At 41.0% G+C, this 18477-nt stretch carries 16 protein-coding genes; 1 reads left to right on the top strand and 15 read right to left on the bottom strand.

Annotated elements, in window-relative coordinates; genetic code table 11:
* Positions 1 to 82: 82 nt before the first annotated feature.
* The 13 genes from QUF86_RS12240 to pruA form a co-directional block, all read right to left on the bottom strand.
* Positions 83 to 313: a YczF family membrane protein gene (locus QUF86_RS12240; RefSeq protein ID WP_289334502.1), complete on the bottom strand. Its 231-nt coding sequence runs from the start codon at positions 311 to 313 to the stop codon at positions 83 to 85.
* Between the two features lie 19 nt (positions 314 to 332).
* Entirely contained in the window at positions 333 to 1451 is a 1119-nt protein-coding gene (locus tag QUF86_RS12235) for a GerAB/ArcD/ProY family transporter (protein ID WP_289334500.1), read from the bottom strand.
* 21 nt (positions 1452 to 1472) lie between these two features.
* A complete protein-coding gene (locus QUF86_RS12230; protein WP_289334499.1) occupies positions 1473 to 2696 on the bottom strand; it encodes a Ger(x)C family spore germination protein in 1224 nt (407 codons plus the stop codon).
* A complete protein-coding gene (locus QUF86_RS12225; protein WP_289334498.1) occupies positions 2686 to 4323 on the bottom strand; it encodes a spore germination protein in 1638 nt (545 codons plus the stop codon). The genes QUF86_RS12230 and QUF86_RS12225 overlap by 11 nt, the downstream gene beginning before the upstream one ends.
* Positions 4324 to 4503: 180 nt before the next feature.
* Entirely contained in the window at positions 4504 to 5118 is a 615-nt protein-coding gene (locus QUF86_RS12220; RefSeq protein WP_289334497.1) for a DedA family protein, read from the bottom strand.
* An 82-nt stretch (positions 5119 to 5200) separates the two neighbouring features.
* The gene (locus QUF86_RS12215; protein ID WP_289334496.1) at positions 5201 to 5851 is read right to left on the bottom strand and encodes a phosphatase PAP2 family protein; all 651 of its coding nucleotides are present in this window, start codon (positions 5849 to 5851) and stop codon (positions 5201 to 5203) included.
* Between the two features lie 988 nt (positions 5852 to 6839).
* On the bottom strand, positions 6840 to 8078 hold the full coding sequence (locus tag QUF86_RS12210; RefSeq protein WP_289336220.1) for a cytochrome P450: 1239 nt from the start codon (positions 8076 to 8078) through the stop codon (positions 6840 to 6842).
* A gap of 537 nt (positions 8079 to 8615) precedes the next feature.
* Positions 8616 to 8795, bottom strand: coding sequence for a DUF4083 domain-containing protein (locus QUF86_RS12205; RefSeq protein WP_289315216.1), 180 nt, complete (start codon positions 8793 to 8795; stop codon positions 8616 to 8618).
* A 136-nt stretch (positions 8796 to 8931) separates the two neighbouring features.
* The gene (locus QUF86_RS12200) at positions 8932 to 9609 is read right to left on the bottom strand and encodes a DUF975 family protein (RefSeq protein WP_289334495.1); all 678 of its coding nucleotides are present in this window, start codon (positions 9607 to 9609) and stop codon (positions 8932 to 8934) included.
* Between the two features lie 795 nt (positions 9610 to 10404).
* Entirely contained in the window at positions 10405 to 10659 is a 255-nt protein-coding gene (locus tag QUF86_RS12195) for a biotin/lipoyl attachment domain-containing protein (RefSeq protein ID WP_289315213.1), read from the bottom strand.
* Positions 10660 to 10696: 37 nt separating this feature from the next.
* Positions 10697 to 11962: a Glu/Leu/Phe/Val family dehydrogenase gene (locus QUF86_RS12190; protein WP_289315212.1), complete on the bottom strand. Its 1266-nt coding sequence runs from the start codon at positions 11960 to 11962 to the stop codon at positions 10697 to 10699.
* Positions 11963 to 11984: 22 nt separating this feature from the next.
* A complete protein-coding gene (locus QUF86_RS12185; RefSeq protein WP_289315211.1) occupies positions 11985 to 13178 on the bottom strand; it encodes an ornithine--oxo-acid transaminase in 1194 nt (397 codons plus the stop codon).
* 17 nt (positions 13179 to 13195) lie between these two features.
* A complete protein-coding gene (pruA, locus tag QUF86_RS12180; protein WP_289326153.1) occupies positions 13196 to 14743 on the bottom strand; it encodes an L-glutamate gamma-semialdehyde dehydrogenase in 1548 nt (515 codons plus the stop codon).
* Positions 14744 to 15126: 383 nt separating this feature from the next.
* Between pruA and QUF86_RS12175 the strand changes: the two genes are divergently transcribed.
* Positions 15127 to 16539 (top strand): sigma-54 interaction domain-containing protein, encoded by a 1413-nt coding sequence (locus QUF86_RS12175; protein WP_289334494.1) that lies wholly within the window; start codon positions 15127 to 15129, stop codon positions 16537 to 16539.
* A gap of 354 nt (positions 16540 to 16893) precedes the next feature.
* Here the strand turns inward: QUF86_RS12175 and QUF86_RS12170 are convergent, their stop codons facing one another.
* Positions 16894 to 17580: an FMN-dependent NADH-azoreductase gene (locus tag QUF86_RS12170; RefSeq protein ID WP_289334493.1), complete on the bottom strand. Its 687-nt coding sequence runs from the start codon at positions 17578 to 17580 to the stop codon at positions 16894 to 16896.
* 49 nt (positions 17581 to 17629) lie between these two features.
* Complete coding sequence (locus QUF86_RS12165) at positions 17630 to 18475, bottom strand: VOC family protein (RefSeq protein ID WP_289334492.1); 846 nt, start codon at positions 18473 to 18475, stop codon at positions 17630 to 17632.
* Between the last annotated feature and the right edge of the window lie 2 nt (positions 18476 to 18477).

Raw genomic sequence — 18477 nt, 5'->3', positions numbered from 1 at the left:
GTATATGGGGTTGTAAAAAAGCAAAAAGACAAACTCCCATATTCGGAGTTCATCTCTATTTCAGCAAGGGGAATTTGCACCATCATTGTTGTCCTTTGGTGTTGCCTTTCTTTTTTTTTCGATAAAAGGAGCTGATCACAAGGAATGCAAGAAGAATGAGAAAAAGGATGAGTTCAGCGGGGTCCTTCACCAAAAATGGGTTAAAGGCATGCTTTATTGAATTATCCAAATCAAATCCCAATAATATATCCATACCTAAAGATATGACCACTAAAGGAGCTAGGATCAAAACTGTAATACCAAAGATTTTCATTTCTCATCAATTCCACCTTTTAGGAACTTTTTTTGGTGCTTGTCTTGCTTTTTTTTCGATTCTTAAAAAAGGCAATGATCAAGAGAAGCAACGGGATGATCACCTGAAATGGCAGATGGATGTATTTTGGTACGGCATCTAGCCCTTCATAGAGATGTTCCGTATAGCTGCTTGCCATAATAATCGAAATCAATAAAATGACCATGCCAACAGGGTATGCAAGTCTAGAGGGCTGTTTAACATTGAAAACATTCGCCGTACCCGTTACCGCTACATAAGTAAATACACTTATCTTGATGAACCCGCCAATCAACAACAAAAACAAGAAGTACACATCGAGACGTTCAAGAATGCCAGCGACCTCTATTGACTGAATGAGGGTAAGAAGAGGGTATTGCGAACGTGTTGTAAGGTCCACACCAAGTACAGCAACATTCACAGCCATTATTATCGCGAGAAAAATACCGCTTGTCGCCAAGCCCCCTATCCCAATTTTTTTCAGTCGCTGAGGTTCGTTCAAATAAGGAAAAATCATTAAAAACACTATGATCTCGCCAAATGGAAAGAATACGGTTTTAGTGAAACCCATTTTCATCATCTCTGTCCCGCTGATTTCAAAAATGGGTTTTAAGTTGTTTAAATGGATCATGCCTGAAGCAATAATCAGAAGCATGAAGGTCATTAAAAGTAAATTCTCCAAGACAAAGAATAGTTCCCCCGTCCTCGCCAATACTTCTATCCCTTTACGGACCGTATACACCACGACTAAAATGAATACAGCGTTCGCAACAAATAACGGAATTTGAGGATAGGCAAAAGTAAGCAGTGTATCTCCAAAATCCCTCAGCACCCTTGCAGCAAGATAGATGAAATAAAGGATGTATAGAAAAGCTACGATCCTGCCTAGAAAATTTCCCAATATATGTTTTACAAACTCTGTTAACAGCTGCTCAGGGTAGTATCGACAAAGGCCATAATAAACGAAAAATAATAAAAATCCGCCTATCATCGCAATAAGGATGACTAGCCAAGCAGCCTGCTTGGCTTCACCTGCAAGCGGAACCAAAAGTGCACTGCCCATTTCAAACAGGAAAATAAGGACGAACAGCTGGTAACCGCTGATTTTTGCCTTTTCCATGAGAATGCCACTTCCTTTCCATTATTGATCTTTCTTTTTTAAATTTGAAAGAAAAGGCTTATTACGTAATCCGGTACGGCGAATGAAAGTCTCTACCTGCACATCCACATCAAGCTTGGGAAAAGCATCATCATCCCAGTTCTTTTCGATTTTTTTCCATTCTTTCGGGTGGGATTCGTGCATGAGTTCACCAAAGCCAAAAATATCGGCTTTATTTTTCTGTGCCCGAACGATCGCATCTTCCATCTCCTTCTTCAATTCTTTCGCTAACTTCTTTTCAATATCAATCAGAACATGCGTATCGGTTAGATTCACAGGAACATTCACCTCCCGGATATCTCCTTCTGCACGGACCTTTATCGATATTTTCGGTTTGCCGTTTACCAATTTTGCTCCGACGTTGGTTTTTTGGCGAATAACCGAATAGGTGACTGCGTCTTTTCTACCCTCCCAATCAATGTTTAAATGGGTATTTTCGATCCTATCCAATACCCACATTGACCCTATTGCCATATTGCCATCCAGCCAGTCAATCAATTTTCCATCTTTAAAAACACCTATTCCTGCTGCATTAGGGTTTGCCTCAATATCCGAGGACATGGTATTCTCCATTTTATCTTCTTTACCTGTGTTTCCTTTCACGGTAAAACCACTTATTATCGGTTCTTTCCCGGTACTAAGCAGATTCTTGATCACTTCTTGGAGATTGATGCTAATATTTTTCCCCTGAATTTTTTCAGTGATTTCAATTGTCCTAATGATTTTCTCAGCTGATACCTTATCGATTGCGGTTAACGTTTCGACAATATCCCTTGCTTTCACACCCCGGGCAATCACGATTCTCGTAGTTGCCCTGAATTCCGGTGAGCGCTCAAATGCGTCGAAAATATCGTTGAGGCCCTCTTCTTTTGCTAGTTCCTCACCTATGACAATCAGATTGGCATGGGCAAAATACATATCTCGCGAGATTTTAGTTGAAGTCCTACTATCCAGTTCAAGCACATTATCTCCGGTGGCCCTATAAGTGGATATCGGTGGATTCGTTCCGCCGCCGCCCTGAAGAGCTCCCGCTACATTGCTCGGATTAATGATTTGGAAAGTTCCCACTAACTTTCCTTCTTTATTTCTATCGAGTCCAACCGCCGAGACGATGGCCATTTCGTTTAACTCCGTTTTATCCCAACAGCCGGTGGTGAATGTGGTACAGATCAACATCAAGAAAAGAATTAGCTTTTTACGATTCATTGCCTTCACCTTTTTTCTCGTCAGCAGTTTTCATTCCACGCGATTCAGGAGGCAAGGGTCTTTGATTTTCGCCTTCCCTTATCAGATTATTTTCGTTGGTTAAAAATTTTGGCCTTTCCTTAAAGGCCCACATAGGTCTTCTGAAGAATGTGTCGCCCAACCCTTCCGGATCCAGAGGGGCGAGCGGTGTCATATAAGGAACACCGAATGAACGGAGGCTGCATAAATGGACAATGAGCACGAAAAAGGCCAAAATCATGCCATAAAAACCTAAAGTTCCGGCACAAATGATAAAGCCGAAGCGCACGATACGGGCAGATATGGCTATGGAATAAGAAGGGGTTGCAAAACTGGCAATCGCCGTAATCGAGACGATGATGACCATTGCCGGCGATACGATACCAGCCTGGACAGCCGCCTGCCCGATGACCAATGCTCCGACAATGGACATGGTCGAACCAACGGCCTTTGGCATCCTAAGACTTGCTTCCCTTAATATTTCAAACGTCATTTCCATGAGAAGTGCTTCAATGACGGCCGGCAAAGGAACCGTTTCCCTTTGGGCTGCAACAATGACCAGCAACTTCGTTGGGATCATTTCCTGATGAAAAGTCGTGGCTGCAACATAGACAGCTGGTCCGACTATAGAAATAATGAAAACGATGATCCGTAAAAAACGTGTGGCAGAAGCAATGTCGAAGCGATTATAGTAGTCTTCGACAGATTGAAAAAACTGTACAAATATTGCCGGGGCTACCAAGACGAAAGGCGTTCCATTAACGAATATCGCCACTCTTCCTTCCAGAAGATTTCCTGCGACCATATCCGGTCTTTCTGTATGGTTAAGGGTTGGGAATGGGGTCATGACCTGGTCTTCTATCAATTGTTCAATATATCCTGATTCAAGAATGCTATCGATGTTTATTCGTTTTAAGCGCTTCTTGACCTCTTCGACGATCCCCTCTTTGGCAATCCCATTTATATACATGATGGAAACATCCGTTTTTGTCACCGTGCCTATTTTCATCGACTCTATCCATAAATCCGGGGTATTGATGATGCGGCGTAACATGGCGATGTTCGTTCCATTCGATTCCGTAAACCCTTCCCTTGATCCCCGGACAGTCAAATGCGTACTTGGTTCCTGAATCGAGCGCCGTTCCCCCCCTTTTGTACTGGCAACCAGGGCTTTGTTTAAACCATCAACAAAAATGATGCTGTCCCCTGATAATAAGGATAAAAATAGTTTTTCCCAGTCCGTGACCGTTTCTACACCACCGAGGGAAACCACGTCCTCAGAGATTACATCCAACGCTTCTTGTGGAAGTATTTTTTCTGATAGATGAGGATTTTTCATGATTGATTCAATTAAAAAGTCCGTAACGCTTGGATTATCAATCAGACCCTGCACATACAAAATAGTCGTTTTTATCTCCGGATTTTTACCGATTTTCAGACTTCGGATAATAATGTCCGGACTGTTTCCCGTCTTTTTTTTCACGATTTCCAGATTGGCCGAAATGGAGCTTTCAATATACTCAGGCGTTTTGCTTTTGGATTGACCTGCATCTTCCTTTTTCTTTTTAAGTTGCTTCATTTGTCTTTTTTGTTTGAAAAAAGAAGCCATAGCACCGAACCTCATTCCTTTTTCGTTTCACTCATTTTGTCCAAAGCACTCCCCCTTTATTCTGGGTTCAGCCTTCTTCCTCACATAAGAAAAAGGCTGTCACAATGACAGCCTTTCGCGGTTATATTCGGTTATGTAATGCAAGTGACGATTCGAACGGCCTAATCAACTAAACTGAGATTATTTCACTTTGCCTTTATTCCTTCTGAAAATCAAAACAACGAAAAGAATGAATAGCAAAGCCAATATCGCATAAACGATATTTGAATAAATGTCCATATATCCTACAATATCTTCCCACGAAGATCCAACAGCTGCCCCGATATTCACTAAAATGATGTTCCAAATTAACGTACCGGATGTTGTGTAAAGCAAAAAGAGCCAAAAGCTCATATGGGACATGCCTGCTGGAATCGAGATCAAGCTTCTGATCAGCGGAACCAGTCTACAGAAAAACACGGTCCATGCCCCATACTTGTCAAACCATGAATTCGCCTTATGGACGTCCGATACCGTTAACCGAAGAATATGGCCCCATCTTTCCACGAACCTTTCAATGACCTTAACATCAAGAAGCAAACCAATTCCATAAAGGACGACTGCCCCTGCCACTGACCCTATAGTTGATGCAATCACGACGCCCATAATCGTCATATTCGCTGTTGTCGTCATGAAGCCGCCAAAAGTAAGAATGACCTCTGACGGGATTGGCGGGAAAATATTTTCCAATGCTATTAATAGAAAGATTCCCATATACCCAAAATCATTCATGAATTCCGTAATCCAGTTTTCCATTTATTACGCTCCTAACTGATTTGAATCAACAGCTGACTTGTTACCCGCCGGCTGCTTATCTTGCAATAATCTTGATCCTTTATTAAATATCTTTTTTCTTCCGCCGTTCTTGATACCTTTGGAAAAACCAAATGGAAATCGCAATCCAAAAACCACCCGCCAAATATCCCGCAATGATATCACTAGGATAATGGACTCCCAAGTATATTCGACTTATACCAATCGATAGGATCATCATCATACTGAACAGAATCAATAGGATCCTCGCCCACTTAGCCGTGATGTGACGCCATAGCAGAAATGTGAGAATACCGTATAAAGAGAATGCATTCATGGCATGTCCACTAGGGAAACTGTACCCCCCTATTTCGATGAGCCGATGTAAATCGGGCCGGGCGCGTTGAAAGAAAAGCTTAACCATCAAATTGAGAAGAGGTGAACCAACCATGACGGCACTGAATAAGATTAGCTCCAAACGATGCTTCAAAACCTTATATAAGAAAAACAAAATCATCAAAGAGAGGATGATCAAGGACCAAGTTGAACCTATGTAGGTAAAGAACTTCATGATACCCGTCAGTAAGGGGGACTCCCATCCCTGCACTAAGGAAATCACCTTTTCATCAAACTTCAGGTATTCATTTGCACTAATGGTAAATGCCATGAAACTGAACCCAATTAAAGAAAGTACACTTACTATAAAAGCAATGGTTAATTGTTGCTTTAATTTCATAATAACATCCTTTCACTTTTGAAAACCGTTTCATCTGGAAATTTCTATTTTATCATATCTTCTTCATTGCAGAATGAATATATTTGCTTCATTGCCCACAACCCATCCAGTGTTTATGATCATGCACATGCTCAAATCTTCTACTTTTTCATACTACTCTATTCGTCATTGTCACCTCAACTTCAGGTTACTTTAGTTTCATTCACTTGAATCGTTTCATCTTCTGTATTCGTTTCTCAGGGACTCACTAATGATTGATTATGGTACAATCAAAATATACATATTTTGTATTAATGCTGCAGATGATTTTATCCGTATTGGATAAAACCACAATAAATTATGAAAATGGTGATTAAAAAGTAATGGTATTAAAATCGCTGTTAGTATTGATTGCTGTTGTAGGCATCACAATGAGTGCTTACACATACTTCAACCCGAATGATATATTTCCTCAGACTTTATTTTTGATCTTACCAGTTATTTTATTGCTATTACTAATGATATTGAAACTCCAAAGACCAAGAAGTAAATAAAACTACAAAATGTAATTATAACTCTCCTAGATTTTCTAGGGACTTAATGGTCTTTTCAAGTCTCTATTAAGTTACTTTTCTGGAAAAATGCATATTTAACATGAGTCTAGGTAGTTGCAGCTACTTAGGCTCTTCTTATATTGTGCAAGCAAAAATATATGATTTTGAAATGAAAGGTGAAAAACCAGTTTCCCGAAAAAACTTTTTTCAAAAATTCAACTCCCTATAAGGAAATCATCTGACAATTATGATTAGGGTGAGTTTTATGGGATTATCTAAAACCGTTATGTATTCATATTGTGCAAAGAATTGGGATAGGGAGACTATGACACGGTTGTACGAAAAGAATACGATTGTACATCAAAAAGTACCCTTTTGGATCACCACTATTTCAAGTGTCTAATCTAAAACGAAAAAACCTTATGCAGGTTAGTGCACAAGGTTTTTCGTTTTTTTTATAGTGTACGGCATGCCTTAAGCGGTAGTGATGTCAAAGTTTGCCCGGTCGCTGAATCGGTAAGATTCTCTTCTAACTGGAACGATGGCACGGCTTCAATATGCTTGAATTTCTTCAGGAATGTAGTAAGCGCAATCTTTGCTTCCAGTCTGGCTAGCGGAGCTCCGAGGCAGAAATGAGGACCATTTCCGAAGGTTAGATGTTTCTTATTATTTGGGCGGTGGATATTAAGGGTGAAGGCGTCTTCAAACATCTCTTCATCCAAATTAGCTGCGCTCATCCAAACAACCACGTTTTCCCCTTCTTTCAATTCCACTCCCAATAGATCGTTATCCTCCTTTACGGTGCGATCTAATTTAATGAGATTGAAACGGTAACGGAGCATTTCTTCGACCGCCTGCGGAACCAAATCCAGGTTTTCATGTAACTCTTGATAAACTTCCTTGTCATCATATAGCAGGGAATAAAAGCTATTGGCCAGTAAATGACTTGTTGTCTCGACACCTGCTCCTAAAATCAGCATGGTCGTGCGGACAACCTCATCATCCGTAAACATCTCCCCATCCACTTCCGCCTTCAAAAGATCCGAGATGATATCATCTGCCGGGTTCAATCGTTTTTGCACTACAATCGGATACAAATACTGATAGTATTCTTTTGCTGCCACTTGCTTCAATTCATTTACTTCTTCTTGTTTTTCTTTATCAAAAGGAAGGAATAAGATATCCACCCATTTCTTAAACAATAAACGATCTTTCGAAGGAACGCCCATCAAATCTGACATGACAATGATCGGAAGCGGACTCGCCAATGATTGCACAATATCGATTTCCGTTTCCTCATCCATTTCTCCGATCAATTCATCCGCTATTTCCTGAATGCGAGGTTCCCAGTTTTGAAGACTTCTAGGTGTGAATGCTGCGGCCAGCAGTGAACGGCGTTTTCTATGCTCCGGTGGATCCGCTTCAGTGATTTTGATCTTATCAGGCACTGAACCTTCATCACTATCCGTTCCAACCGATATGGTAGTACGTTTCCGGACACTCGAAAAATGTTTATAATCACTGAGAACACGCTTAACATCTTCATATTTAAAAACATTCCACGTATCCGTTCCTTCGTGATAACTCACAGGGTCATTTTCTAACATCCGTTTACACCAAGCGTATGGACTAAATTCCTCCGTACGTGTTTTAAACCTAGTAAATTCTTTTATTGCTATAACTTCTTTCATGATACCGACTCCTCCCACTTCTCAAAGATACCTAACAAAAGGATCGAATGTTCAGCATTCCCACCTCAGTCGATTTGTTGTAGGGTCGAGCATTCCTGATAGACTTTTTCACCAAATCCTTAAATACACATCTATTCCATTATAGGGTAAAATCCCGCAACAAACCATGCATCTTCCATACCAGCAGCCTTACATGAAATTTGCCCCACAATCCCAACAACCCTATGTAAAACTGCTTATTTTTGACAATTCCCTTTCTTTTTCTATTTTTTTATGTCTCTCAATCGATGCTTAAAATCCAATCCTCTTTTTCAAATTCGGAGACAGTGCTTTTCACTAAGTTATTTCAGTATAGATAATTTAATAATTTCCGGAGTTTGTAAAAATTGAAGGGACTGCTTTGATGTGGCTTGGCAGACAGTCGGCGGAAAGGGAGCGGATTTCTGAAATCAGCTGGAACGTTTTCAAATAAAAAAACTGCAGGCAAACCCGCTTATCTTTGAGTTTGTCTACAGTCTGAATGGCTGCACAATGCAGCCGTCAATTTTTGCCCTTTTTAATCAGTTCATGTAAATCATCCATTTTCTTTTCCATGATATCCATTCTGGTTTTACGATGCTTGACGGAACGGAAAAGGGATACGGTCCCAACAATGATCAGAATTAAAAATACAAGGCAAAACAATTGGTATATCAGATCCGCAATATTAAAACCACTCACTATGTAATCCCCCTAAACGGCATTCTCAGTATACTATTATACACCAGGAAAAATGAACATTTTAACCTTTTTAAGAGGAATCGAGAATTAACGGCATAATTGAAAAACCGATAGCCAATTGCTATCGGTTGATCATTTATACCTCTATTTGTTGATCGTCAAGATCTTCTTGAGGCACGATTAATTCATTATAGAATGCAGCCATTGTTGTTCCTGCATAAGGAATCAACCATAGTAAACCAATTCCCAGCGTGAACATGCAAAGGATGCCCCACCCTATGAAGCTTAGGTGCATAAGGAAATACTTCCATTTCAAGCCCTTCATTCTTTTTCTGCTTTCTGTAATGGCTTCAAGCACAGTGTATTCTGGATGATCCTTCAATAAGAAAAACTGCTGCGAATAGGCGATGCTTTTAATGATACCCGGAATGATTAATAATAATGACCATAAAAAAATGAAAATACCTTGTAAAATGGATGCCCCAATAAGCTTGAAAGAGGTTCTTCCATCTTTATAGATTGCGAATACCTCTGGAATATCAGGGTTTCCTTCCCTAACCAAATTCAGGTAGAACCAAGTGGTTGAAATGGTTAGCGGGATTAAAGCGATGGACAGGACCGTACTGAAGATATCAGACCATACCGGTGTTTCTTCTTGCATGAACCATTGTGAAAACCCACCGCTTCCGATCACTTCGACAATTAAAGGTAAAATGAGATTTATTAAGAACAAGAGCAACATAAGCGATACAGCTGTTCCCCATTTACCTCCCAACGAATGCAGGGCTTTCCTTTTTAATTCTGAGATTCTCATATTTTATTTTACTCCCCTTTTTTAAACAGTGGAATTCTGAATATTCACCATTTTATTGCATATTTGGTTGAATTAAGAAAAACCACTATTTATTTGATGTTTAGATTCCAAGTTGTATTTTAACATAATATTTCGAGCTATGGGCTTAATTTCCTAGAAAGCACGACAAGCGGTTGAATCGGTTTCGGGCAATCACGATCACCTCCCATCTGGGCAATTAAATGATCCTTGGCTTGTTTGTATCCCATAACAGTTTATGAAAGCGAATATGACAATATGCCATTAATCACTTTCAGTGCCACGAACCCAACAATTCCTTCCAAAAACTTCGCTGAACCATGGCTTGTTAAGAATACCGTCAGCGAAGGCGCTTTTATTTTTCACTATTGTTATTCTAGTTCCATTTTCCTTCTCCCCAATAAGACTTTGTGCGCCATTTACTCTCAAATAGATTCCAAGACCCCCTTGCAAGAAAAGAGTAAAAAGTTTCTCACTATAGAAAGTTCCTTTCATCCGTTCCAAGATAGTAAAAGGGACGAAAAGGAAATCTCCCCCTTTTCGTCCCCTATTATTTTTACTTAGTTTTCCCCCTTTCGTACTGATGAACCAAAGAACCGCCCATATAAGTTCCTTCCACCTGAACCCTATCGATTTCCTCCGGTCCGATCGAAAAATATCTTTTTCGAAATTTTTCCTGACTTACCCTTAAAGATCCGATTGCGCTTTAAAACAACAAAAAAAGAGCATCCCAAAAGCCGAATAGTTTCCGCCTTTGGAACACCCTTTTTCCTATAATCAATCAGAGCCAGTTATAATAAAATCGTCTTGGAGCAAAGCTAAAGGTAGCTTTCTGTTTATAGGATCCCCTGCCGTGACATTGATTTCAGTAATGTGACCACTGGCACCTATTGAAACATCAATCAATTTCCCATCCTCCGTTTTCACTAAAAAGAGCCTCTCCCATTCATAAACATAGGAATTCTTTTGAACGTAAACTTGTTCGATGGTCCCATCATGTACACACTCGATGGTATGAATCGGTTTTAACACGGAATCACTCCTCCACTCTCCATTATTAGACTAAAGCTTAAACCCAGCCACGGAATATCGAGGCTTCTGCCATTTTTCTGACACCCACCATATATGCCGCCAGCCTCATATTCACTTTTCTAGTCTCGGACATTTCATATATTTGATTAAATGAGTTGACCAATAACGCTTTTAATTTGGTTTGGACCTCTTCATCTTCCCAATAATAACCTTGATTATTTTGAACCCATTCAAAGTAAGAAACAGTCACACCGCCTGAACTTGCCAATACATCGGGTACAAGAAGCACATTCCGTTCCGTCAAGATCTTGGTTGCCTCTAAAGTGGTAGGTCCATTCGCTGCCTCCACGACAATTTGGGCCTTGATAAGATGTGCATTATCTTTGGTGATTTGGTTGGAAATGGCAGCAGGCACTAAAATATCACAATCTTGTTCCAAAAGTTCTTGATTGGTGATTTTGTTTTCGAATAGTGTCGTTACCGTTCCAAAGCTATCCCTTTGATCAAGTAAGTAATCGATATCCAGACCATCCGGATTATATATTGCACCATATGCGTCCGAGATGCCAATCACTTTCGCACCTGCATCATGCATGAATTTGGCTAAAAAGCTTCCTGCATTCCCAAACCCTTGGACGATGATGCGTGCACCTTTCAATTCTATGCCCTTACGCTTTGCCGCTTCTTCGATACAGATGGTGACACCTTGTGCAGTCGCCTTTTCCCTACCGTGTGAACCGCCAAGTACCAGTGGCTTACCTGTAATGAAACCTGGAGAATCGTGTTCTCTTATTCTACTGTATTCGTCCATCATCCATGCCATGATTTGTGAATTCGTATAAACATCCGGTGCCGGAATATCTTTAGTCGGCCCAACTATTTGGCTGATCGCCCGAACATACCCGCGGCTAAGTCTTTCCAATTCACCAATGGACATTTGGCGCGGATCACAGATGATGCCGCCTTTTCCTCCGCCATATGGCAGATTCACAATTCCGCATTTCAAACTCATCCACATTGACAGTGCCTTGACTTCTTCCTCATCTACTTCAGGATGAAATCGGATCCCACCTTTTGTCGGACCAACTGCATCGTTGTGCTGGGCACGGTACCCAGTGAATATCTTCGTCGTATTATCATCCATCTTAATTGGAATCCGGACGGTCAGCATACGAAGAGGTTCCTTCAAAAGCTCGAACACTTCTTCAGAATATCCAAGCTTATCCAGCGCCTCCTTGATTACGACCTGTGTTGATTCAAGCAAGCTGGCAGTTTCTTTTTCTTCTTTGATCGTTGTACTCAATGGAATTCACCTCATAGGGATATTAGGATAAAACTCTTTTAATGCGTTCGATTGCCCAATCCAATTCTTCTTTTGTAATCACTAACGGCGGAGCAAAACGGATGACTGTATCATGTGTTTCTTTACATAGCAGTTTTTCTTCTTTAAGTTGCTCACAATAAGGTCTTGCAGCTTCTGTCAATTCAACCCCGATGAATAGACCTCTACCACGGATTTCTTTAATCATCGGATTCTTGATTTCTTTTAAACTATCCATGAAATATTGTCCAAGCTCCAATGAACGTTCCGCAAGCTTCTCATCTTCAAGGACTTCCAATGAAGCGATGGAAACCGCACATGCCAATGGATTGCCGCCGAATGTGGAACCATGTGAACCAGGATTGAATACGCCAAGGATTTCACGGTTTGCAGCTACGCAAGAGATTGGGAAAACCCCGCCGCCAAGCGCCTTGCCTAAAATGTACATATCCGGAACTACTCCATCCCAGTCAGAGGCGAACATTTTTCCTGAACGTCCAAGTCCTGATTGAATTTCATCAGAAACGAATAGGACATTATTTTCTTTACACAGTTCGTAAGCTTCTTTTAAGAATCCTTGAGGCGGTATGATGATTCCCGCTTCACCTTGAATCGGTTCGATTAAAAATCCAGCCGTTTGCGGTGTAATCGCTGCTTTCAATGCATCAAGATCACCATAAGGGATAAGCTTGATCCCTGGTAACATCGGTCCAAAGCCCCTTCTATATTCATCATCGGATGACAATGAAACGGCTGCCATCGTACGGCCATGGAAATTCCCGATACAAGCAATGATTTCAGCTTGGTTTTCTGCAATCCCTTTAACATCATAACCCCAGCGCCTAACAGCTTTGATTGCTGTTTCAACGGCTTCAGCACCTGTATTCATAGGCAGCGCCATGTCTTTTTGCGTAATGCGGGACACCATTTCATACCACGGGCCTAATTTATCACTATGGAATGCACGGGACGTCAATGTCACGCGATCTGCTTGTTTTTTTAATTCGTCGATGATTTTCGGATGCCTGTGGCCTTGGTTCACTGCTGAATAGGCACTTAGCATATCCATATATTTGTTTCCTTCAGGATCTTCCACCCAAACTCCTTCTGCCTTCGAAATGACGATTGGAAGTGGATTATAATTGTTTGCACCATATTGTTCTGTTTGCTCGATTAATTTTTCCGTTACTGTTGTCATGTTGATTCCCCCTCAGATTATAGCGTTTCAGATGTTGTTTTTCCTTGAAGATGCAGAACTAAGTAATCAGGACCGCCCGCTTTTGAATCTGTACCTGACATATTGAATCCGCCAAATGGCTGGTATCCTACAATGGCACCAGTACAGCCACGATTGAAGTACAAGTTACCTACGTGGAAATCCTCACGCGCCTGTTCGATATGTTCAATATTGTTCGAGATGACCGCACCTGTTAATCCATAATCCGTGTTATTGGCGATCTCGATAGCATGATTGAAATCTTTTGCCTTACAGAACGCTACCACTGGTCCGAAAATCTCTTCTTTCATGACTCGTGCATTCTCATCCACATCAGCAATGATGGTTGGCTGGATGAAGAAACCTTTTGAATTGTCTCCTTCTCCACCTGCAACAAGTTTCCCTTCTTGTTTACCGATTTCAACGTAGCTCATGACTTTGTCGAAAGCGGCTTGATCGATAACCGGACCCATGAAGTTGTTTACATCGGTTGGTTCCCCGACTGTTTTTTCTTTCGTTAATTCAATGACACGATTCAAGACTTGGTCATATACATCTTCCACGATGACGGTACGTGAACAAGCAGAACATTTTTGACCAGAGAATCCGAATGCAGATGCGACGATTGATTGTGCTGCCAATTCCAAATCAGCCTCTTTATCAACAACGATCGTGTCTTTTCCGCCCATTTCAGCGATGACACGTTTCAACCAAATTTGGCCTTCATGAACTTTAGACGCACGCTCATAAATACGGATTCCAACATCACGAGATCCGGTAAAGCTGATGAAACGTGTGCGAGGATGATCTACCAAATAATCACCAACTTCAGCACCGCTTCCTGGAATGAAGTTCACGACTCCTGCCGGTAAGCCCGCTTCTTCCAATACTTCAATGAATTTTGCTGCAATGACCGGTGTTGTACTGGCCGGTTTCAATAAGACGGTATTACCTGAAACAAGGGCTGCTGTCGTCATGCCTGCCATGATCGCAAATGGGAAATTCCAAGGTGAGATGATGACACCGACACCAAGTGGAACATAACTGAAGGCATTGTGTTCAATCGGACGGCTTTCCACTGGCATGCCGTCTTTAAGCTTCAGCATTTGGCGTGCGTAGTATTCCATGAAGTCGATCGCTTCCGCTGTATCTGCATCCGCTTCATTCCAAGGCTTTCCTGCTTCTTTAACCAATATGGCAGAGAAATAGTGTTTTCTTCTCCGAACGATGGCTGCAGCCCTGAATAAAATATTTGCACGCACTTCCGCTTTCGTTTTTCTCCAAGTTTGGAATGTCTTATCTGCCGCTTGCATGGCTTGCTCAGCAAGGTCCTTATTTGCTTTGGACACAGTTCCAATTACTTCTTCTTTATTTGCTGGGTTTACAGAGGTAATGACTTCATCAGTAAACACTTTTTCACCATTAATGACCAGCGGATATTTCTTCCCTAAATCATTAGCTACATCATTCAATGCCACTTGAAAAGCTTTATTGTTTTCTTCGATTTTAAAATTAGTAAATGGTTCGTGTTTATATGGTTGGACCATTATGGCTCATCTCCCTAAAGTTTATGTTTTTAATTTCTCACTTATTTAATAAGCAAGTTCCGTGCCAACTTTTCATTTTTTCGTAAAAATATTGTTTTTTTATGAAATATGCAATGAAATTCAGCACTTCCGGGGCAAAATTGACATAGTATGCCATTATTTTTTGCTCTAATCCCTGTTTTTGTCGCTTAAACCTTACACTTTTTATTAATGCAAGATTCATGCCAACTCATAAAACCATAAAAAACAGTGTTTTTACACTTTTTCCGCAAAATATTTTTGCACCTGGATGCAAAATATCCTTGCTATGCAAATTTTATTTGCGCCTTTTCTTCAATTCCACTACAATAGCTCTAAGAAATGAATAAAAACGGGAGGCATTCATGCATTTAGATCAAATCATTAAAATAGAAGGTTTCCAAACCATCCTCTATTCGCTTGTGGATGTAATCGATATTGGGATACATATAATCGATATAAAGGGTCGAACCATCGTTTATAACAAGAAAATGGCTGAAATTGAAGGAATGGAATCAGATGAGGTATTAGGGAAAAAGATTCACGATATCTTTAAATTTAAGGAAGAAACGGAGAGTACATTAATCCGGGCGCTTCATTCAGGTAAGGCTACCGAGAACTCGAAGCAGACATACTTCAATAATCTTGGACAGGAAATAACAACAATCAATAATACGTTTCCGATTTTGGATCCGAACCAAACGATCATCGGAGCAATTGAAGTGGCAAAGGATATAACGAATCTCGAAAGAATCATTAAAGACAATATCTTAAATAAAGGCGATACCAAATATACGTTTGACAGCATCATCGGTACCAGTGAGAACTTCCTGGACGTCATAGAAAAGAGCAAGCGCTCGACCAGGACCACATCCTCCATCCTCATCGTCGGGGAGACGGGAACCGGAAAAGAACTCTTCGCCCAAAGTATCCATAATGGCAGCAGCCGTTCGACACATCCTTTCATCAGCCAAAACTGTGCTGCCCTGCCAGATAGTTTAATTGAAGGAATACTCTTTGGCACAAAGAAAGGGGCCTTCACCGGATCGATCGAAAGGCCTGGATTATTCGAACAGGCACAGGGCGGAACCATCCTGCTTGATGAAATCAATTCGTTAAATCCGAATTTGCAAGCGAAATTATTAAGGGCCCTTCAAGAAAGGACGATTCGTCGTGTTGGGGATACAAAAGATAAAAAAATTGACGTTCGGGTCATTGCAACGATAAATGAGGATCCAATAGATGCCATTTCAAATGATCATTTACGAAAGGATTTATACTATCGATTAAGTGTCGTTTCGTTATTCATACCTCCTCTTCGTGAGCGGAAAGAGGATATCCCTTTGCTGGCTCAATCCTTCATCGAGAAATTCAATGCGCTGTTCGAATTGAATATTGAAGGGATCAGCGAAGAGGTTTACTCACTATTTTATGATTACGACTGGCCCGGGAATGTAAGGGAACTTGAACATATCATTGAAGGGTCCATGAATTTACTGGAACCTGGCGATACCAAGATTGCCATCAATCACCTTCCTACCCTATTTAGAAAGAAGGCCCATTTTGAAGACATTCATCCCGATAAAAAAGATGTCCAAACGAATGGAGATTTACAGGAGTCGACATTATCTCTTGATGATTATATCGCCAATACTGAAAAGCAATACTTGGAGAAGGTATTAAAGGAACATGGCATGAACATCTCTAAAGCAGCTAAAGCCCTGAATATCAGTCGCCAAAGTCTTCAATACCGTTTGAAAAAGTATCAGGACAAATAAGCACAAAGAAGGCCCCCATTGATATATGAGGGCCTTTTTTTTATCGACAAAAGGGAGATTGGAATGGTCACATCCTGAACCGTGATTTTAATAAATGGTTTAATTCTGCTTTATGGAATCCTCACTGGATTGAAGAAATTTGCGACACTCCTGCCGAATAACTAGCAGACGCTTGCTTTGATGCGGCTTGGCAGACAGTCGTCGGAATGGGAGCGGATTTCTGAAATCAACTGAAACGTTATTCAAATAAAAAAACTGCAGGCAAACTCGCTTTTCTTCAAGTTTGTCTACAGTCTGAAGGCCCCCCTTGATAGTGAGGGCCTTCCTTTACCTGCTATTCTTTTCACTTCGCAATCAGAATGTTTCAGCAGCTTTTGCAACGTTTTCCAAACCATCCGCGATGATTTTCTGTGTCCGATCCGGATACTGATTATGTCCTTCAATGACCACTGCCTCCGGATTGTTGATCCCCCACAGGCTAATGATATTTTTAACTAAATTCACAGCCATTTCAGCAGAAGCCATTCCTTCCAATGCATAATCCGAACCGCGGGCATTCAATAGCATGACCTTTTTATCGCCAGCATACCCAACCGGTCCCTCCGCCGTATAATTGAACATAATACCTGCTTGTGACAAATAGGAAAGGTATGTGATCAGCGGTGCAGGAACCGTTGCGTTCCATAGAGGGAATGCGAATACAACTTTATCCATGGCTAGGAATTGATTTAAATATTGGTCAACCAGTTTTGCCGCTTTTTCCTCTTCAGCTGTCAGTTCAAGACCCTGGTTGCGTTTATACAAACCAGTAATGGCTGTATTCCCATAGTAAGGAAGTTCTTCTTTAAATAAATCCAACTCGATCACTTCATCTGTACGGTGGCTCTCTTTATATGTTTCTAAGAATGTGTCATACATTTTCGAGCTGATTGCCTGATCTGCAGGGCGATCGTTCACTTTTACGAATAATACTTTTGTCATTTCCCCATTCTCCTCTGTTACCGTTTCTCTTTTCCCAAATAATCTGTTTAAGAATCCCATTTTTCCTCACCATTGCTTTCTACTTTAATTCCATTACAATAAGCCCTTTTTAGACGACTAAATGAATCTCATTGCCTGATGGATCTGTTACGACATAAAACTCTTCTTTTTCCGTAACGACAGCTCCTATTCCTTTCAGTCGTTCCATCACTTTATCTCTCGCTTCATCATTTGCAAAAACGAGGGTATACCAGTTTAGTCCCACACTATTTTCCTTAGGAGCTGGGGCGCCAACACCATTCCAAATGTTCAATCCGATGTGATGATGATATCCCCCGGTGGAAGTAAAGAGTGCTCCTGCGTATCGATTCACAACAGTGAACCCAAGACCTTGCATGTAAAACTCCTCCGTGTTACGTAAATCTGACACATGCAAATGTATATGTCCCATTAAAGTACCTGCAGGCATTACGCTCCACTCGCCATTACTTTCTTCCAGAAGGTCATTCCCATCCAACGGATCCGTGCCCATCGCGACCTCCCCATTGGCCCACTTCCAATCAGTCGATGGCCGGTCAGAGTACACTTCAATGCCATTGCCATCAGGATCGGTAATGTACAGCGCTTCACTCACTTCATGATCCGCCGCTCCAAATGGATATTTCGTTTGAAGTAAATGTCGTAAGAAAATTGATAAGTCGGCACGGGTCGGCAGTAAAAGGGCAAAGTGATATAAGCCCGTCGTCCGCCCTTCTTTCGGAATCACATCAGCAGGCTGTTCAAGTGTAAGCAACGGTGTTTTTCCGTCAGTCGTTAAAACAGCTTGCCTTTCATTTCTCTTCAATACTTGAAGGCCGATGATATCTTGATAAAACGTGATGGTTTTATCTAAATCCAAAACATTTATACTGACTTCGCCAACAAAAGTAACTGGTTTTTGATGAAAATTCTTCATAA

This window comes from Peribacillus sp. NJ11 (assembly GCF_030348405.1).
Lineage (GTDB): Bacteria > Bacillota > Bacilli > Bacillales > DSM-1321 > Peribacillus.
Note: the sequence above shows the minus strand (reverse complement) of the source record. Positions and strands in the feature narration are given on the sequence as shown.